The 16,143-nt window shown below is 71.8% G+C and carries 18 protein-coding genes; 10 read left to right on the top strand and 8 right to left on the bottom strand.

Annotated features, from left to right (window positions below):
* The first annotated feature begins 100 nt into the window (after nucleotides 1-100).
* From ACIQ8B_RS23385 to moaA, 3 genes are all read left to right on the top strand, one after another.
* On the top strand, nucleotides 101-457 hold the full coding sequence (locus tag ACIQ8B_RS23385; RefSeq protein ID WP_106414860.1) for a DUF485 domain-containing protein: 357 nt from the start codon (nucleotides 101-103) through the stop codon (nucleotides 455-457).
* Nucleotides 454-2,082 carry a cation acetate symporter gene (locus ACIQ8B_RS23380; RefSeq protein ID WP_106414861.1) on the top strand — a complete coding sequence of 543 codons (1,629 nt, stop codon included), beginning with the start codon at nucleotides 454-456 and terminating at the stop codon, nucleotides 2,080-2,082. The genes ACIQ8B_RS23385 and ACIQ8B_RS23380 overlap by 4 nt, the downstream gene beginning before the upstream one ends.
* A 160-nt stretch (nucleotides 2,083-2,242) precedes the next feature.
* On the top strand, nucleotides 2,243-3,232 hold the full coding sequence (gene moaA / locus ACIQ8B_RS23375) for a GTP 3',8-cyclase MoaA (protein ID WP_290007747.1): 990 nt from the start codon (nucleotides 2,243-2,245) through the stop codon (nucleotides 3,230-3,232).
* Nucleotides 3,233-3,260: 28 nt separating this feature from the next.
* On the opposite strand, the gene ACIQ8B_RS23370 is transcribed toward moaA, so the two are convergent.
* Both ACIQ8B_RS23370 and ACIQ8B_RS23365 read right to left on the bottom strand, forming a co-directional pair.
* Nucleotides 3,261-3,488, bottom strand: a complete 228-nt coding sequence (locus ACIQ8B_RS23370) for a hypothetical protein (RefSeq protein ID WP_403549285.1) — start codon at nucleotides 3,486-3,488, stop codon at nucleotides 3,261-3,263.
* Nucleotides 3,489-3,729: 241 nt separating this feature from the next.
* A complete protein-coding gene (locus ACIQ8B_RS23365; protein WP_106414864.1) occupies nucleotides 3,730-4,125 on the bottom strand; it encodes a DUF3099 domain-containing protein in 396 nt (131 codons plus the stop codon).
* A gap of 246 nt (nucleotides 4,126-4,371) precedes the next feature.
* Here ACIQ8B_RS23365 and ACIQ8B_RS23360 point away from each other — a divergent pair, with 246 nt between their 5' ends.
* Nucleotides 4,372-4,656 (top strand): GlsB/YeaQ/YmgE family stress response membrane protein, encoded by a 285-nt coding sequence (locus ACIQ8B_RS23360; protein WP_290007743.1) that lies wholly within the window; start codon nucleotides 4,372-4,374, stop codon nucleotides 4,654-4,656.
* A 67-nt stretch (nucleotides 4,657-4,723) separates the two neighbouring features.
* On the opposite strand, the gene tyrS is transcribed toward ACIQ8B_RS23360, so the two are convergent.
* From tyrS to ACIQ8B_RS23345, 3 genes are all read right to left on the bottom strand, one after another.
* The gene (gene tyrS / locus ACIQ8B_RS23355; RefSeq protein WP_403549283.1) at nucleotides 4,724-5,992 is read right to left on the bottom strand and encodes a tyrosine--tRNA ligase; all 1,269 of its coding nucleotides are present in this window, start codon (nucleotides 5,990-5,992) and stop codon (nucleotides 4,724-4,726) included.
* Between the two features lie 66 nt (nucleotides 5,993-6,058).
* Nucleotides 6,059-7,453, bottom strand: a complete 1,395-nt coding sequence (locus tag ACIQ8B_RS23350; protein ID WP_403549281.1) for a metallopeptidase TldD-related protein — start codon at nucleotides 7,451-7,453, stop codon at nucleotides 6,059-6,061.
* 82 nt (nucleotides 7,454-7,535) lie between these two features.
* Nucleotides 7,536-9,059, bottom strand: a complete 1,524-nt coding sequence (locus tag ACIQ8B_RS23345) for a TldD/PmbA family protein (protein WP_365418350.1) — start codon at nucleotides 9,057-9,059, stop codon at nucleotides 7,536-7,538.
* A 313-nt stretch (nucleotides 9,060-9,372) separates the two neighbouring features.
* On the opposite strand from ACIQ8B_RS23345, the gene fabG reads away from it, so the two are divergent.
* On the top strand, nucleotides 9,373-10,077 hold the full coding sequence (gene fabG, locus ACIQ8B_RS23340; protein ID WP_106414869.1) for a 3-oxoacyl-[acyl-carrier-protein] reductase: 705 nt from the start codon (nucleotides 9,373-9,375) through the stop codon (nucleotides 10,075-10,077).
* A gap of 5 nt (nucleotides 10,078-10,082) precedes the next feature.
* Complete coding sequence (gene fabI, locus ACIQ8B_RS23335) at nucleotides 10,083-10,850, top strand: enoyl-ACP reductase FabI (RefSeq protein WP_290007736.1); 768 nt, start codon at nucleotides 10,083-10,085, stop codon at nucleotides 10,848-10,850.
* Nucleotides 10,851-10,956: 106 nt separating this feature from the next.
* On the opposite strand, the gene ACIQ8B_RS23330 is transcribed toward fabI, so the two are convergent.
* Nucleotides 10,957-11,649, bottom strand: coding sequence for a FadR/GntR family transcriptional regulator (locus ACIQ8B_RS23330; RefSeq protein WP_403549278.1), 693 nt, complete (start codon nucleotides 11,647-11,649; stop codon nucleotides 10,957-10,959).
* 91 nt (nucleotides 11,650-11,740) lie between these two features.
* Between ACIQ8B_RS23330 and ACIQ8B_RS23325 the strand changes: the two genes are divergently transcribed.
* The 4 genes from ACIQ8B_RS23325 (at nucleotide 11,741) to ACIQ8B_RS23310 (ending at nucleotide 14,394) form a co-directional block, all read left to right on the top strand.
* Nucleotides 11,741-13,054: a CynX/NimT family MFS transporter gene (locus tag ACIQ8B_RS23325; RefSeq protein WP_403549469.1), complete on the top strand. Its 1,314-nt coding sequence runs from the start codon at nucleotides 11,741-11,743 to the stop codon at nucleotides 13,052-13,054.
* Between the two features lie 209 nt (nucleotides 13,055-13,263).
* Nucleotides 13,264-13,380: an SGM_5486 family transporter-associated protein gene (locus ACIQ8B_RS23320; RefSeq protein ID WP_290007734.1), complete on the top strand. Its 117-nt coding sequence runs from the start codon at nucleotides 13,264-13,266 to the stop codon at nucleotides 13,378-13,380.
* A 225-nt stretch (nucleotides 13,381-13,605) separates the two neighbouring features.
* Complete coding sequence (locus tag ACIQ8B_RS23315; protein WP_106414873.1) at nucleotides 13,606-13,812, top strand: hypothetical protein; 207 nt, start codon at nucleotides 13,606-13,608, stop codon at nucleotides 13,810-13,812.
* 63 nt (nucleotides 13,813-13,875) lie between these two features.
* Entirely contained in the window at nucleotides 13,876-14,394 is a 519-nt protein-coding gene (locus ACIQ8B_RS23310) for a histidine phosphatase family protein (protein ID WP_290007731.1), read from the top strand.
* Between the two features lie 89 nt (nucleotides 14,395-14,483).
* Here ACIQ8B_RS23310 and serB read toward each other — a convergent pair whose 3' ends face one another.
* Together serB and ACIQ8B_RS23300 are read right to left on the bottom strand one after the other, a co-directional pair.
* Nucleotides 14,484-15,692 (bottom strand): phosphoserine phosphatase SerB, encoded by a 1,209-nt coding sequence (serB, locus tag ACIQ8B_RS23305; protein ID WP_403549275.1) that lies wholly within the window; start codon nucleotides 15,690-15,692, stop codon nucleotides 14,484-14,486.
* The gene (locus tag ACIQ8B_RS23300; RefSeq protein WP_403549273.1) at nucleotides 15,689-15,919 is read right to left on the bottom strand and encodes a hypothetical protein; all 231 of its coding nucleotides are present in this window, start codon (nucleotides 15,917-15,919) and stop codon (nucleotides 15,689-15,691) included. Before ACIQ8B_RS23300 ends, serB begins: the two co-directional genes overlap by 4 nt.
* Nucleotides 15,920-16,143: the final 224 nt, after the last annotated feature.

Genomic DNA, 16,143 nt, shown 5'->3' with positions numbered 1-16,143 from the left:
TTGAACCGGTCCTCGCGTGGCGCCGTGCCCTTGGACAGGGAGCGCGAGGACACTCGCCTTTCGCCGACGCAAGAACCGACCCGCAACGCGAGGAGACTCCGTGGCCGCCGAAGCACCGCCCCCCTCGACAGAGCAGTCCAAACTCCCCACGCCGGAGGAGTTCACCGAGGTTCAGGAGAGCGCTGAGTTCGGTGAACTGCGCCGCTCCCACCGTTCGTTCGCCTTCCCGCTGACCATCGCCTTCATCGCCTGGTACCTGCTGTACGTGCTGCTCTCCAACTACGCGGGCGGCTTCATGGGAGCCAAGCTGGTCGGCCACATCAACGTCGCCTTCGTCTTCGGCGTGCTGCAGTTCGTCAGCACCTTCCTCATCGCCTGGTGGTACTCCAGGCACGCCGCCACCAAGCTCGACCCCAAGGCCGAGGCCATCAAGACCCGTATGGAGGGCGGCGCATGAGCCCCGCGATCACCCATGTCACCCTCGCCGCGAACGAGGCCAGCGAGCACCGCCCCCTGATCATCACCCTGTTCGCGCTGTTCGTGGTCGCCACCCTCGGCATCACCGTCTGGGCCGGCCGGCAGACCAAGGACGCCGCCGACTTCTACGCGGGCGGGCGGCAGTTCAGCGCCTTCCAGAACGGACTCGCCGTCTCCGGCGACTACATGTCCGCCGCGTCCTTCCTCGGCATCGCCGGCGCCATCGCCCTCTTCGGCTACGACGGTTTCCTCTACTCCATCGGCTTCCTGGTCGCCTGGCTCGTCGCCCTGCTGCTCGTCGCGGAGCCGCTGCGCAACTCCGGCCGCTACACGATGGGCGACGTCCTCGCCTACCGCATGCGCCAGCGCCCGGTCCGCACCGCGGCCGGCACCTCCACGATCGTCGTCTCGATCTTCTACCTGCTGGCCCAGATGGCCGGCGCGGGCGTCCTGGTGTCGCTGCTGCTCGGCATCACCTCCGACGCCGGCAAGATCCTCATCGTCGCCCTCGTCGGCGTCCTGATGATCGTGTACGTCTCCATCGGCGGCATGAAGGGCACCACCTGGGTCCAGATGGTCAAGGCCGTGCTGCTCATCGGCGGCACGCTCCTCATCACCTTCCTGGTGCTGCTGAAGTTCAACTTCAACATCTCCGACCTGCTGGGCAAGGCCGCCGAGAACAGCGGCAAGGGCGACGCCTTCCTGGAGCCCGGCCTCCAGTACGGCGCCGACAACCTGACCAAGCTGGACTTCCTCTCCCTGGGCATCGCCCTGGTGCTCGGCACCGCCGGCCTGCCGCACATCCTGATCCGCTTCTACACGGTGCCGAACGCCAAGGCCGCCCGTAAGTCCGTGAACTGGGCCATCGGCATCATCGGCGGCTTCTACCTGATGACCATCGCGCTGGGCTTCGGCGCGGCGGCGCTCATCTCGCAGGACGAGATCATCGAGTCCAACCCGTCCGGCAACACGGCGGCCCCGCTGCTCGCCCTGCACATCGGCGGCGTCGACTCGGCCTGGGGCGCGATCCTGCTCGCCACCATCTCGGCGGTGGCGTTCGCGACCATCCTCGCCGTGGTCGCCGGACTCACCCTGGCCTCGTCCTCCTCCTTCGCGCACGACATCTACGCCAACGTCATCCGCAAGGGGAAGGCCACCGAGAAGGAGGAGATGAGGGCGGCCCGCTGGTCGACCGTCCTCATCGGTGTCGTCTCCATCGCGCTCGGCGCCCTCGCCCGCGACCTGAACGTCGCCGGCCTGGTCGCCCTGGCCTTCGCGGTCGCCGCGTCCGCCAACCTGCCGACCATCCTCTACAGCCTGTTCTGGAAGCGGTTCACCACCCAGGGCGCGCTGTGGTCGATCTACGGCGGTCTGATCGTCGCCGTCGGCCTGGTGCTGTTCTCGCCGGTCGTCTCCGGCGACCCGAAGGCGATGTTCCCGGACGTCGACTTCGCGTGGTTCCCGCTGAAGAACCCGGGCATCATCTCCATCCCGTTCGGCTTCCTGATGGGCTGGCTGGGCACCGTCCTGTCCAAGGAGGAGCCCGACGCCAAGAAGTACGCGGAGCTGGAGGTCCGGTCGCTCACCGGCACCGGCGCCCACTGACGGAACACCGCGCGCGACGGCCGCGTCGCGGGGACCCCTACAGGTCCCCGCGACGCGGCCGTCGGCCTGTCGGCGCCTCCCGTCGCTGGGTGATGTCGGCGGCGTCACGTACGCTCGCAGATACCGGACATGAGTGATCGGCGTCGAGGGAGGGGCCCACGTGCTCATCGACACCTACGGCCGGGTGGCCACCGACCTGCGGGTCTCGCTGACCGACCGGTGCAACCTGCGCTGCACGTACTGCATGCCCGAGGAAGGGCTGCAGTGGCTCGCCAAGCCCGATCTGCTCACCGACGACGAGATCGTCCGGCTCATCGGCATCGCGGTCACCTCCCTGGGCGTCGAGGAGGTGCGCTTCACCGGCGGCGAGCCCCTGCTCCGTCCCGGCCTGACCGGCATCGTCGAGCGGGTCGCCGCCCTCGCCCCCCGCCCGCAGATGTCCCTCACCACCAACGGCATCGGGCTGCGCCGCACCGCCGGCGCGCTCAAGGCGGCCGGCCTGGACCGGGTCAACGTCTCCCTCGACACGCTCCGGCCCGACGTCTTCAAGACCCTCACCCGCCGCGACCGCCACCGGGACGTCCTGGACGGCCTGCACGCGGCCCGTGAGGCCGGTCTGACGCCCGTGAAGGTGAACGCGGTCCTGATGCCGGGGCTCAACGACGACGAAGCCCCCGACCTGCTCGCCTGGGCCGTGGAGCACGACTACGAGCTGCGCTTCATCGAGCAGATGCCGCTGGACGCCCAGCACGGCTGGAAGCGCGACGGCATGATCACCGCCGGGGACGTCCTCGCCTCCCTGCGCACCCGCTTCGACCTCACCCCCGAGGGCGACGAGGCGCGCGGCTCCGCCCCGGCGGAGCGCTGGCTGGTCGACGGCGGCCCGCACCGGGTGGGCGTCATCGCCTCCGTCACCCGGCCCTTCTGCGCCGCCTGCGACCGCACCCGTCTCACCGCCGACGGGCAGGTCCGCACCTGCCTGTTCGCCACCGAGGAGACCGACCTGCGCGCGGCCCTGCGCTCGGGCGCCGGCGACGAGGAGATCGCCCGCCTCTGGAAGCTCGCCATGTGGGGCAAGAAGGCGGGCGCGGGCCTGGACGACCCGTCCTTCGTCCAGCCGGACCGTCCGATGTCCGCCATCGGCGGCTGAGCGGCCGCCGGACGCCCCCGCTGCCGGGTCAGGCCCCCTCCGGGGCCTCCCACTCCTCGAACCGCACGACGTCCTTCAGGAAGCCGCGCACCCCGAGGAACTGCGCCAGGTGCTCCCGGTGCTCCTCGCAGGCCAGCCACGTCTTGCGCCGCTCCGGCGTGTGGACCTTCGGGTTGTTCCAGGCCAGCACCCACACGGCGGGGGCGCGGCAGTCCTTGGCGGAGCAGATGGGCGTTTCGGGGTCAGGGGTGATCACCGTCCGACCCTAACCCGTTCGCCGCAGAGGAATCCGCCCGGGAAAAGGCGACGCCGAGCAGCCACGGGGGGAGCTGCCCGGCGTCGGTCCGTCGCTCCGACGGGGGATGCGGAGCGCGTACGAAGTATGTCACGGGTCCCCCCGCCCCCGGCACCGGAAGAACATGATTGATCTGAGGTTTCTTTGAGCTTGGCCGGGAAGTGACTTCCGCTCGCCGTGGCCCGCGCTCACACGCCGCCGCTCAGGAGCGTCCCGGATCCTCGGATCGTGCGCCCGGCGCCGTCGGTGACGGCACTTCTTCCGCATCGGGTTCCGCCGGGCCGTCGTTCGTCCGCGGCGGTGCGATCATCTGCCTCATCGGCGTCGTGACGAAGGTCGACGGCAGGGACGGCGTGTTCTCCCGCCCCGCGTTGGCGATCACCACCGCGACGTACGGCAGGACCACCCCGAGCACCAGCGCCACGATCGCGACATGCCGCTCCACGTTCCACAGGGTGGCCGCCAGGATGACCGAGATCGTGCGAACGGTCATCGAGATCACGTACCGGCGCTGCCGCCCCCGCACGTCCTCCTGCAGACCCGCCCGGGCGCCCGTGATCCGGAACACCTGAGCGTCGTCGCCACGCTGCTTCCGCATCACATTCCACCATCCGCCCGTATCGGACCCTTGTGCGTACCTGGCTGTCCGGCGTCCCGGTCTGTGACGTCTGGTCCGGACAGAGTCAACGGTACGCCGCACCCCACCCGATCACGAGAGCGGGTCGCCCGGTCCCGCGCCGCCCCGGCTGCGCCGTACCGCGTACGGCATGTCCGACATGCGGCGTACCACGACTGGGCCGACACTTGCCGTAATGCTCGCGTCAAGTCGTACGAGGAGGCAGTCATGGGCTGGTTGTGGGCGATCATCGTGGGATTCGTGCTCGGTCTGCTGGCCAAGGCGGTGATCCCCGGCAAGCAGCACATTCCGCTCTGGCTGGCCACCATCTGCGGCATGATCGGCGCGGTCGTCGGCAACGCGATCGCGCGCGGTTTCGGCATCGAGGAGACCCGCGGCATCGACTGGGGGCGGCACATCTTCCAGCTCGGCGCGGCGATCGTCGTCGTGCTGCTCGCGGAGATGGTCTACAACGCCATGCAGCGCAGGAAGCACGGGCGGCAACGGGCCTGACCGGCCCTCCGGACACGGGGCGGGGGCGGGCCCCGGAAGGGACCCGCCCCTCACGCACGCCACCGGCTCAGCCGGCCGCGACCTCCACGGCCGCGAGGTTCTTCTTGCCGCGGCGCAGCACCAGCCAGCGCCCGTGCAGCAGGTCCTCCTGCGCGGGGACCGCGTCCTCGGCGGTGACCTTGGCGTTGTTCACGTAGGCGCCGCCCTCCTTCACCGTGCGGCGCGCGGCGGACTTGCTGGGCACCAGGCCGACCTCGGCGAACAGGTCCACCACCGGGCCCAGGTCGGCCACCTTCACGTGCGGCACCTCGGAGAGCGCCGCAGCCAGCGTGCGCTCGTCCAGCTCACCCAGCTCGCCCTGGCCGAACAGGGCCTTCGACGCGGCGATCACGGCGGCCGTCTGGTCGGCGCCGTGCACCAGCGTCGTCAGCTCCTCCGCCAGCGCGCGCTGCGCGGCACGCGCCTGCGGACGCTCCTCCGTCTGCCGCTCCAGCTCCTCCAGCTCCTCGCGGGACTTGAAGGACAGGATCCGCATGTAGCCCGAGATGTCCCGGTCGTCCACGTTCAGCCAGAACTGGTAGAACGCGTACGGCGTGGTCATCTCCGGGTCCAGCCAGACGGCGCCGCCCTCGGTCTTCCCGAACTTGGTGCCGTCCGCCTTGGTCATCAGCGGCGTCGCGTAGGCGTGGACCGTGGCGTCCGGCTCCAGCCGGTGCAGCAGGTCGAGCCCGGCCGTGAGGTTGCCCCACTGGTCGCTGCCCCCCTGCTGCAGGGTGCAGCCGTAGCGGCGGTACAGCTGGAGGAAGTCCATCGCCTGGAGCAGCTGGTAGCTGAACTCCGTGTAGCTGATGCCCTCGGAGGACTCCAGCCGCCGGGCGACCGAGTCCTTCGTCAGCATCTTGTTGACGCGGAAGTGCTTGCCGATGTCCCGCAGGAACTCGATCGCGGACAGGTTCGCCGTCCAGTCGAGGTTGTTGACCATCACGGCCGCGTTCTCGCCCTCGAAGGACAGGAACGGCTCGATCTGGCCGCGCAGCCGTTCCACCCAGCCCGCGACGGTCTCCGGCGAGTTCAGCGTGCGCTCGGCCGTCGGCCGCGGGTCGCCGATCTGCCCGGTCGCGCCGCCCACCAGCGCCAGCGGCCGGTGACCGGCCTGCTGGAGCCGGCGCACGGTGAGCACCTGCACCAGGTGCCCCACGTGCAGCGACGGCGCGGTCGGGTCGAAGCCGCAATAGAACGTGACGGGACCGTCCGCGAGCGCCTTGCGCAAAGCGTCCTCGTCAGTGGACTGGGCGAACAGCCCGCGCCACTTCAGCTCGTCGACGATGTCCGTCACGGTTCTCGTGTCTCCTCGGTGATCTGCGGCCGTACGGGCGACGGCCTGCTGCGAACGCCTACGAGGTTATACGCCCCGGCTGACCGAGCTCATATGGAAATCGGGGACGCGCAGCGCGGGCATCGCGGCCCGGGTGAACCAGTCGCTCCACTCCCGGGGCAGCGTCTTCTCCGTACGGCCGGCCTCGGCCGCCCGGCCCAGCAGGTCCACCGGCGACTCGTTGAACCGGAAGTTGTTCACCTCACCGGTGACCTCGCCGTTCTCCACCAGATAGACGCCGTCCCTGGTCAGCCCGGTGAGCAGCAGCGTCGCCGGGTCCACCTCGCGGATGTACCACAGGCAGGTCAGCAGCAGCCCCCGCTCGGTGGCCGCGACCATCTCCTCCAGCGAGCGGTCCTCACCGCCGTCCAGGATCAGATTGTCGACGGCGGGCGCGGTCGGCAGGCCGGTCAGGCCCGCGCTGTGCCGGCTCGTGGTCAGCCGGTGCAGCGCGCCCTCGCGCACCCAGTCCGTCGCCGACAGCGGCAGCCCGTTGTCGAACACCGACTGGTCGCCGCCGGAGGAGTGCGCGATCACGAACGGCGCCGACTCGAGCCCCGGCTCGTTCGGGTCGCTGCGCAGCGTCAGCGGCAGCCCGGTCAGCCGCTCGCCGACGCGGGTGCCGCCGCCAGGCCTGGAGAACACCGTGCGGCCCTCCGCCGCGTCCCGGCCCGACCCCGACCAGAACTGGTAGACCAGCAGGTCCGCCACCGCGCTCGGCGGCAGCAACGTCTCGTACCGGCCCGCCGGCAGCTCGTGCCGCCGCTCCGCCCAGCCCAGCCGTACGGCCAGCTCGGCGTCCATGGCCGCCGGGTCGACGTCCTTGAAGTCGCGGGTGGCGCGGCCCGCCCACGCCGACCGGGTGCGGTCCGGGGACTTGGCGTTCAGCTCCAGCGTGCCGTTCGGCTGGTCGTGCCGCAGCCGCAGCCCCGTCGACGTGCCGAGGTAGGTGGAGACCATCTCGTGGTTGGCGAAGCCGTACAGCTCCCGGCCGCCGGCCCGCGCCCGGGCGAACGCCTCGCCCAGCGCCGGGGCGAAGTCGGCGAACACCGCGGAGGTCGTCTCGGCGGGCGCCTCGGTGAACTCGGGGGACGGGTCCACCCCGGTGACCAGCGGCTGGGCGTCCTCGGCGGGACCGGCGCCGCGCGCGGCGGCCTCGGCGGCCCGCACCAGCGGCTCCAGCTCGTCCACGGTCACCGCGGACCGGGAGACCACGCCGGAGGCCGTGCCCTGGGCCCCGTCCACCGTGGCGATCACGGTGAGGGTGCGCCCGCGGGTGACCCCGTTCGTGGTGAGCGCGTTGCCCGCCCAGCGGAGGTTGGCGGACGAGTGCTCGTCGGCGATCACGACACAGCCGTCGGACCGGGACAGCTCCAGCGCCCGCTCGACGATCTCGTGCGGCTTGGTGGTGCGCGCGCTCATCGCCCGGCCTCCTGCGTGGTGTTGAGGCTGTGCTTTCCCGGGGGACAACCCCCGGACCCCCGGCCGATCCTGGTGCTGACGCTCATCGCCCGGCCTCCTGCGTGGTGTTGAGAATGTTGACTCCCTTGAAGAGGGCGGACGGGCAGCCGTGGGAGACCGCCGCGACCTGGCCCGGCTGGGCCTTGCCGCAGTTGAAGGCGCCGCCCAGGACGTACGTCTGCGGACCGCCGACGGCGGCCATGGAGCCCCAGAAGTCGGTGGTCGTGGCCTGGTAGGCGACGTCCCGGAGCTGCCCGGCCAGCCGCCCGTTCTCGATCCGGTGGAACCGCTGCCCGGTGAACTGGAAGTTGTAGCGCTGCATGTCGATCGACCAGGAGCGGTCGCCGACCACGTAGATGCCCCGGTCCACGCCTCCGATCAGGTCCTCGGTCGACATCCCCGCCGGGTCCGGCTGCAGCGACACGTTGGCCATGCGCTGCACCGGCACATGCCCGGGGGAGTCGGCGAAGGCGCATCCGTTGGACCGCTCGAACCCGGTGAGCTTCGCGATCCGCCGGTCCAGCTGGTAGCCGACCAGCGTGCCGTCCCTCACCAGGTCCCAGGACTGCGCCTCGACGCCTTCGTCGTCGTAGCCGACGGTGGCGAGGCCGTGCTCGACGGTGCGGTCACCGGTGACGTTCATCAGCTCGGAGCCGTACTTCAACGTGCCCAGCTGGTCGAAGGTGGCGAACGAGGTGCCCGCGTAGGCGGCCTCGTAGCCGAGCGCGCGGTCCAGCTCGGTGGCGTGCCCGATGGACTCGTGGATGGTCAGCCACAGGTTGGACGGGTCCACCACCAGGTCGTACAGGCCCGGCTCGACGCTCGGCGCGCGCATCTTCTCGGCCAGCAGCTCGGGGATCCGCGCCAGTTCGTCGTCCCAGTCCCAGCCGGTGCCCGTCAGGTACTCCCAGCCGCGCCCGGCCGGCGGGGCGAGCGTGCGCATCGAGTCGAACTCGCCGCTCGACGCGTCGACGGACACCGCCGTCAGCACCGGGTGCAGCCGGACGCGCTGCTGCGTGGTCACGGTCCCGGCGGTGTCCGCGTAGAACTTGTTCTCGTGCACGGTGAGCAGCGAGGCGTCCACGTGGTCGACGCCGCTCGCCGCGAGCAGCCGCCCGCTCCACTCGGCCAGCAGCCCCGCCTTCTCCTCGTCGGGCACGGTGAACGGGTCGATCTCGTACGACGACACCCAGGTCTTCTCGGCGTGCACCGGCTCGTCGGCCAGCTCCACGCGCTCCTCGCTGCCGGCCGCCTTGATCACCTGCGCGGACAGTTTCGCCATCGCCACCGCCTGGGAGGCGACCTTCGCGGCGGCGTCGAGGGTGAGGTCCACCCCGGACGCGAAACCCCAGGTGCCGCCGTGCACCACACGCACCGCGTACCCGAGGTCGGTGGTGTCCGACGAACCGGCGGGCCTGGCGTCCCTCAGCCGCCAGGAGGCACTGCGCACCCGCTCCAGACGGAAGTCCGCGTGCTCCGCCCCGAGCGCCCGGGCGCGGGCGAGCGCGGCGTCGGCGAGGGCGCGCAGCGGCAGGGATGTGAAGGCTTCGTCAATGCTGTGAGACACCTACGTCTCTTCCTGTCGGGTTCAAATCGTTCGGGTCGTCCTGCGGTCAGTTGTCGCTGCGGCGCATCATGTCGCGCCGGCCCGGACCGGGACCACACCTTTGCGGCGGGGCGTGCCGCATTCGGGTCAGCGGGCCGGTGACCGCCGTCGCCCGGCCGGGTTCATTCTGTAGGGACCCGACAGAGCGGCCCCCCTGCCACTGTCGGTGCCCCGATGTCCCGAGCCGGACCGGGACCGATAGGTTTTCGGTGCAGCCGCCTGTCGTCACGGTGTCCGGGCGGGTGGACCAGACCGCTATCGAAGGGGTGATCCGTTGAGCCGCTCGGTTCTCGTCACCGGAGGCAACCGGGGCATCGGCCTCGCCATCGCCCGCGCGTTCGCCGACGCCGGCGACAAGGTCGCCATCACGTACCGCTCGGGGGAGCCGCCGGCCGGTTTCCTCGCCGTCCGGTGCGACATCACCGACCCCGAGCAGGTGGAGCAGGCCTACAAGGAGATCGAGGAGGCGCACGGCACCGTGGAGGTGCTCGTCGCCAACGCCGGGATCAACCGGGACCAGCTCCTGATGCGCATGTCCGAGGAGGACTTCACCTCCGTCCTCGACACCAACCTCACCGGCACCTTCCGGGTCGTCAAGCGCGCCAACCGCGGCATGCTGCGCGCCCGCAAGGGCCGCGTCGTGCTGATCTCCTCGGTCGTCGGGCTGCTCGGCTCCGCGGGACAGGCCAACTACGCCGCCTCCAAGGCGGGCCTGGTGGGCTTCGCGCGCTCCCTCGCCCGGGAGCTGGGCTCGCGCAACATCACCTTCAACGTCGTCGCGCCCGGCTTCGTCGACACCGACATGACCCGGGAGCTCACCGAGGAGCAGCAGGCGAAGATCCTCGCCCAGGTGCCGCTCGCCCGGTACGCGAAGACCGAGGAGATCGCCGCCGCGGTGCGCTTCCTCGCCTCGGACGACGCCTCGTACATCACTGGAGCCGTCATTCCCGTTGACGGCGGACTGGGAATGGGTCACTGACACACATGAGCGGAATTCTCGAGGGCAAGCGCGTCCTGATCACCGGTGTGCTGATGGAGTCGTCCATCGCCTTCCACACCGCGAAGCTGGCCCAGGAGCAGGGTGCCGAGATCATCCTGACCGCGTTCCCGCGGCCCACCCTGACCGAGCGCATCGCCAGGAAGCTGCCCAAGCCCACCAAGGTCATCGAGCTCGACGTCACCAACGACGAGCACCTGGGCCGCCTGGCCGACGTCGTCGGCGAGGAGCTCGGCGGCCTGGACGGTGTCGTGCACTCCATCGGCTTCGCGCCGCAGGACGCCCTCGGCGGCAACTTCCTCAACACGCCGTTCGAGTCGGTCTCCACGGCCATGCACGTCTCGGCGTTCTCCCTGAAGTCGCTCACCATGGCCTGCCTGCCGCTGATGCAGAACGGCGGCTCCGTCGTCGGCCTCACCTTCGACGCGCAGTACGCCTGGCCGCAGTACGACTGGATGGGCCCGGCGAAGGCCGCCCTGGAGGCGACCAACCGCTACATGGCGCGGGACCTGGGCAAGCAGAACATCCGCTGCAACCTCATCTCGGCCGGTCCCATCGGCTCGATGGCCGCCAAGTCCATCCCCGGCTTCGCCGAGCTGGCCTCCGTCTGGGACACCCGCGCCCCGCTGGAGTGGGACCTGAAGGACCCCGAGCCGGCCGGCCGCGGTGTCGTCGCCCTGCTGAGCGACTGGTTCCCGAAGACCACGGGCGAGATCGTCCACGTGGACGGCGGTCTGCACGCCGTCGGCGCCTGACCGGACGCCCGCACGCGAGGGCCCGCGTCCCCTGCCCGGGGGAGCGGGCCCTCGCGCGTGTCGCCGAGCGTGTGCTCGAACGTCGCCGAGGACGTGGTCGAACGGCTCAGTCGCCCGCGGGGGCCGTGAACCGCCCCGGCTTGCACGCCAGCGGATAGGCGGCGGCCTCCTCGGCCGCCGTCGCCGCGTCGCCCGCGCGGATCGCGTCCACCAGCCGGCCGTGCTCCATGTGCGTCTCCGGCGTCATGCCGCCGCCCACGTCGTCGCGCAGCCAGTCCCGCAGCACCTCGACCAGGTCCGCGTACAGCGCGGTCATCACGGCGTTGTGCGAGGCCGCCACGACGGCCATGTGGAAGGTCGCGTCCGCCGTCACGAACGCCTCCGCGTCGCCCGACTCCCAGGCCTCCTCGCGGCGCAGCAGCAGCGTGTCGAGCTGCTTGAGGTCCTTCTCCGTGCGCCGCTGAGCGGCCAGCCGCGCCGCCGAGGACTCCAGCGTGGAGCGCAGCTCGGCGATGTGCCGGGGATCGGCGTCGGCGAAACGGCGGTGCATCACGCCGGCCAGCTCACTGGTGGCGACCACGTAGGTGCCCGAGCCCTGGCGGATGTCGAGCAGTCCGTTGTGCGCCAGCGCGCGCACCGCCTCCCGGACGGTGTTGCGGGCCACCCCCAGTTGCTCCACCAGCTCCGGCTCGGTGGGGATGCGCGAGCCGACCGGCCACTCGCCGGAGGTGATCTGAGCCCGCAGGGCGGCGATGACCTGTTCGGACAGCGCGGAACGGCGCGGATGGCTCAGAGGCATGACTCACCTTCGCACGGCAGTGGCATCGGGCGGCGCCCACGACATGGACAACCAATCATCCTATGATTCTATGATGAGTCGCATGACTCGTATGCCTGGTGACGAGACCCGGACCACCGCGCCCGCCGCCGTCCGTACGCCCGCCCCGTCCCCGGACCGACGCCCCGGCGACACCACGCGCGCGTGGCGGACACGGCTGCTCGTCGTCGGCATCGTGCTGGCCGCCCTGAACCTGCGCCCCGCCATCACCAGCTTCGGCGCGCTGCTCGAAGAGGTGCGCGACGGGCTCGGCATGAGCGGCAGCGTGGCCGGGCTGCTCACCTCCCTGCCCGCGCTGTGCTTCGCCGTGTTCGGCGTCACCGCGCCCCGCCTGGCCCGGCGCTTCGGCCCCGGCGCGGTGGTGTGCGCCGGCATGGCCGCCATCGCCACCGGCCTGCTGGTCCGGCCCTCCACCGGCGACACGGTCGCCTTCCTGCTCGCCAGCGGCCTCGCGCTCGCCGGCATAGCGGTGAGCAACGTGCTGATGCCGGTCATCGTCAAACGCTGGTTCCCCGACCGGGTCGGTTCCATGACCGGCCTGTACTCGATGGCCCTCGCCCTGGGGACCGCCACCGCGGCGGCCGTGACCGTCCCGGTGACCGACGCGCTCGGCGGCAGCTGGCGGGCGGGGCTCGCCGTCTGGGCGGCCCTCGCGGCGGCCGCCGTGCTGCCCTGGCTCCCGTTCGTACGGGGACGGGGCGGGGCACCGGGGGAGGAGGCGACGGAGCCGCCGCAGCGGGACGGGCGGCCGGAGGGGCGGCCCGCCGGGCGGGCGCCGGCGCTGCGCATCACCCGCAGCCGTACCGCCTGGGCACTGGCCGTGTTCTTCGGGCTCCAGGCCACCGCCGCCTACATCACCATGGGGTGGATGGCGCAGATCTTCCGTGACGCGGGCGTCCCCGCCGGCCGGGCCGGTCTGCTGCTCGCGGTCACCATGGTGATGGGCGTGCCCCTGGCGTTCGTCATACCGCGCCTCGCCGCCCGGCTGCCCCGACAGGGCCCGATCGTGCTCGCGCTGGGCGTCAGCGGCCTGATCGGCTACGCGGGCCTCTACTTCGCCCCGGCCGCGGGAGCCTGGGCCTGGGCGGTGCTGCTGGGCGTCGCCAACTGCGCCTTCCCGCTCGCGCTCACCATGGTCGGCATGCGGGCGCGGACGGGCGCGGGCGTGGCCCAGCTGTCGGCCTTCGCGCAGAGCACCGGCTACCTGATCTCCATCCCCGGGCCGCTGCTGGTGGGCGTGCTGTATCAGCACAGCGGCGGCTGGGGACTGCCGATCGCGCTCATGGCGGGGCTGATGGTCCCGCAGATGATCGTCGGGGTGCTGGCCGGGCGGGACCGCACGGTGGAGGACGAGGCGGCGGCCTGAGGCGCCGCCTCGTCCTCGCCCCGCCGGGGTGCCCGGCCCCTGCCTGCCTGCCTGCCCGTCCGCCGGGCCGCCTGCCTGCCGGTCCGCCGGGCCGGACCGCCACGCCCGCCAGGCCGCCCGCCTACCTGCCCGTCCGCCGGGCCGGACCGCCACGTCCGCCGGGGTACCCCGTGGCCGGTGCCGGGCGGGCAGGGTGCGACACTTGCCCCATGCCAGTCCTCGACCCCAACCCGCAGAACGGCCAGAAGAAGATGCTGCTCGTCTTCGGCCTGTTCTTCGCGATCTTCATCGTCATCGGCGTCGTCGCGACGGTGCTCGCGCCCTGAGCGCGGCGGTCCTCCCCACGCCCTGGGCGGGAAGGCATTCCTCGTGCCCAGGGCGCGGCGACTGTTTCCGCGCCCCATGGTGGTGCTGGCACCCCCGTCCCCTAGGGGGCCAGGCTCAGGGTCAAGTGGGTGGATCACCGGATGGGGTGACGCCCCGCTGATCCGTACCTTCGAGATGTGGCCGCGACCGGCGCGCCACGGACCACTCGAAGAGCGGAGGCCCCCATGTCGGCGCGTACGCACTCCCGGCCCGCCCAGGCCCCCCGGGCAGGTGCCGCCACCCGGCTGCCGTGGTGGGCCCTGGCCCTCCCCGCCCTGGCCTTCGTGGCCCTGCTCGCCCTCGTCCTCGACCCCGCCGACGCGCACGCGACCGCCGGTGAGCCCGCGCTCACCCTCCTCGTCGAGCGGGCGCAGCAGCTCATGGCCCGCTGAACGCGCCGAGGCGCCGGTCAACTCCCTGAGCCCTGTGGCTTGTTTCATGCGAAGCTGGGTGTCATGAGCGTCGCAGAATCCCGCAGGATTGTCCTTTTCCGGCATGCGAAAGCCGACTGGCCTCCGGTGGCCGACCACGAGCGCCCCCTCGCCGAGCGAGGCCGCCTGGACGCCGCGGCCGCCGGCCGCAAGCTGGCCGACACCGGCGTCGCCTTCGACCTGGCCCTGTGCTCCACGGCGGTCCGCACCCGCGAGACCTGGAAGCTCGCGGTCCACGAGTTCCCGAAGCGGCCGAAGACCGTCTACGAGGAGCGGATTTACGAGGCCTCGCCCGGCGAGCTGATCGCCCTGCTCAACGAGACCCCCGACGACGCGCAGAACGTCCTGCTGATCGGCCACAACCCGGGCGTGCAGGGGCTGGCCGACATCCTGGCCGGCACGTCCGAGGGCGACGCCCGCGAGCGCATGACGCGCCGCGGCTACCCGGCCGCCGCCTTCTCGGTCCTCACCTTCACCGGCCCCTGGAAGTCCCTGGAGCCCGGCACCGCCACGCTGGTCGACTACTGGGCGCCCACCGAGTGACCCCCGGCTGACCCGCCCGGCACGACAGGGGCCCGGCACCGACCACGTCGGCGCCGGGCCCGTCCGTCGTCACGGCCGGCCCGCGCGGATCAGCCGCCCGCGAGCGTGTCCGCGGCCTCGACCTCTTCGCGCGTGATGCCCAGCAGGTACAGGACGGTGTCGAGGAAGGGGACGTTCACGGCCGTGTGGGCCGCCTCGCGCACCACCGGCTTGGCGTTGAAGGCGACACCGAGACCGGCCGCGTTCAGCATGTCCAGGTCGTTCGCGCCGTCGCCGATCGCCACCGTCTGCGACAGCGGCACACCCGCCTCGGCCGCGAAGCGGCGCAGCAGCCGGGCCTTGCCCGCCCGGTCCACGATCTCGCCGGTCACCCGGCCGGTGAGCTTGCCGTCGACGATCTCCAGCGTGTTCGCCTGGGCGAAGTCCAGACCGAGGCGCTCCTTCAGGTCGTCGGTGACCTGGGTGAAGCCGCCCGACACCACCCCCACCTGGTAGCCGAGCCGCTTGAGCGTACGGATCAGGGTGCGGGCGCCCGGCGTCAGACGGACCTCGCTGCGCACCTTGTCGATCACGGAGGCGTCCAGCCCCTCCAGCAGCGCCACCCGGGCGTGCAGGGACTGCTCGAAGTCCAGCTCCCCGCGCATCGCCGCCGCCGTCACCTCGGCGACCTGGTCCTCGCAGCCGGCGTGGGCGGCGAAGAGCTCGATCACCTCGTCCTGGATGAGCGTGGAGTCCACGTCCATGACCACCAGACGCTGCGCCCTGCGGTACAGACCCGCCGCGACCACCGCGATGTCCACCCGGAACCGGGCCGAGTCCGTCACCAGCGCGGTGCGCAGCGCCTCCGTCTCCACACCGGACACCGCGAACTCCACGGCGGTCACCGGATACTTGGCGAGCCGGAAGATACGGTCGATGTTGCCGCCGGCCTTGGTGATCCGGGCGGCTATCGTCGCCGTCGCCTCCGAGGTGAGGGGGTGGCCCAGCACGGTCACCAGGGACCTGCCCAGACCGCGGGGGCGGTTGTCGCCCTTGCCGGAGATGATCTCCGCCTGCATCCTCATCGACTCCGCCCAGCTGTGGACGGTCGCCCGCAGGTCACCCTCCATCCCCGCCGGGGGCTGGGTCACGAGCGCGCAGAGCACGATGCGACCGCGGGTGACGACCTGCTCGATGTCGACCACGTCGACGGAGTAGGCGGCGAGGGTGTCGAAGAGGCCGGCCGTGATGCCGGGCCTGTCCTTGCCGAAGATCTTGACCAGGAGGGTGGGAACGTCGGAGTTCTGCGATGCGCTCATGGTGCTCCCACCGTATCCGGCACGCAGTGCCCCGCGCCCGCGAGGTCCGCCAGCCGGACACCCTTACCGGTCCTCTCCGGGCCGTGTCCCGGCTCGCTCGTCGGCGCCGCCGTCCCCGCCACCCCGATCAGCGCCCAGCTCACCGCGGCGACCGCGGACATCACCACGTCCGCCCACGGCACACCGGCGTCACGCCCCGGCCCGGCGGTGCCCCCGGCAGCACCCATGGCGGATCCCCCGAGCCGCGGAGCGGCCCGGCGGGCCGCACATGTCCCCCTCGCGGGGTTTACCGCGCTCCGGTCCGGTTTCACCCTTCGTCCGGACAGGACCGTCGACGCCTTGTCGCGGGGTCGTGACAGGGCCGACTTCCGGTCGGAGGACCGGGCCTGAAATAGTTCCCCCGATGTTCGACATCCCCAGACTCCCTGCGAGGGGGGGCATTCGGGGGACA

The organism is Streptomyces sp. NPDC096105 (assembly GCF_044763335.1).
Lineage (GTDB): Bacteria > Actinomycetota > Actinomycetes > Streptomycetales > Streptomycetaceae > Streptomyces.
Note: the sequence above shows the minus strand (reverse complement) of the source record. Positions and strands in the feature narration are given on the sequence as shown.

Excerpts from the sequence above, each read along its gene's own strand:
- ACIQ8B_RS23380 (WP_106414861.1), top strand. The coding sequence starts at position 454 with ATGAGCCCCGCGATCACCCATGTCACCCTCGCCGCGAACGAGGCCAGC.
- ACIQ8B_RS23365 (WP_106414864.1), bottom strand. The coding sequence starts at position 4,125 with ATGCGGAAGCAGCGTGGCGACGACGCTCAGGTGTTCCGGATCACGGGC.
- ACIQ8B_RS23360 (WP_290007743.1), top strand. The coding sequence starts at position 4,372 with ATGGGCTGGTTGTGGGCGATCATCGTGGGATTCGTGCTCGGTCTGCTG.
- ACIQ8B_RS23350 (WP_403549281.1), bottom strand. The coding sequence starts at position 7,453 with ATGAGCGCGCGCACCACCAAGCCGCACGAGATCGTCGAGCGGGCGCTG.
- fabI (WP_290007736.1), top strand. The coding sequence starts at position 10,083 with ATGAGCGGAATTCTCGAGGGCAAGCGCGTCCTGATCACCGGTGTGCTG.
- ACIQ8B_RS23330 (WP_403549278.1), bottom strand. The coding sequence starts at position 11,649 with ATGCCTCTGAGCCATCCGCGCCGTTCCGCGCTGTCCGAACAGGTCATC.
- ACIQ8B_RS23325 (WP_403549469.1), top strand. The coding sequence starts at position 11,741 with ATGCCTGGTGACGAGACCCGGACCACCGCGCCCGCCGCCGTCCGTACG.
- ACIQ8B_RS23320 (WP_290007734.1), top strand. The coding sequence starts at position 13,264 with ATGCCAGTCCTCGACCCCAACCCGCAGAACGGCCAGAAGAAGATGCTG.
- ACIQ8B_RS23315 (WP_106414873.1), top strand. The coding sequence starts at position 13,606 with ATGTCGGCGCGTACGCACTCCCGGCCCGCCCAGGCCCCCCGGGCAGGT.
- ACIQ8B_RS23310 (WP_290007731.1), top strand. The coding sequence starts at position 13,876 with ATGAGCGTCGCAGAATCCCGCAGGATTGTCCTTTTCCGGCATGCGAAA.
- serB (WP_403549275.1), bottom strand. The coding sequence starts at position 15,692 with ATGAGCGCATCGCAGAACTCCGACGTTCCCACCCTCCTGGTCAAGATC.
- ACIQ8B_RS23300 (WP_403549273.1), bottom strand. The coding sequence starts at position 15,919 with ATGGGTGCTGCCGGGGGCACCGCCGGGCCGGGGCGTGACGCCGGTGTG.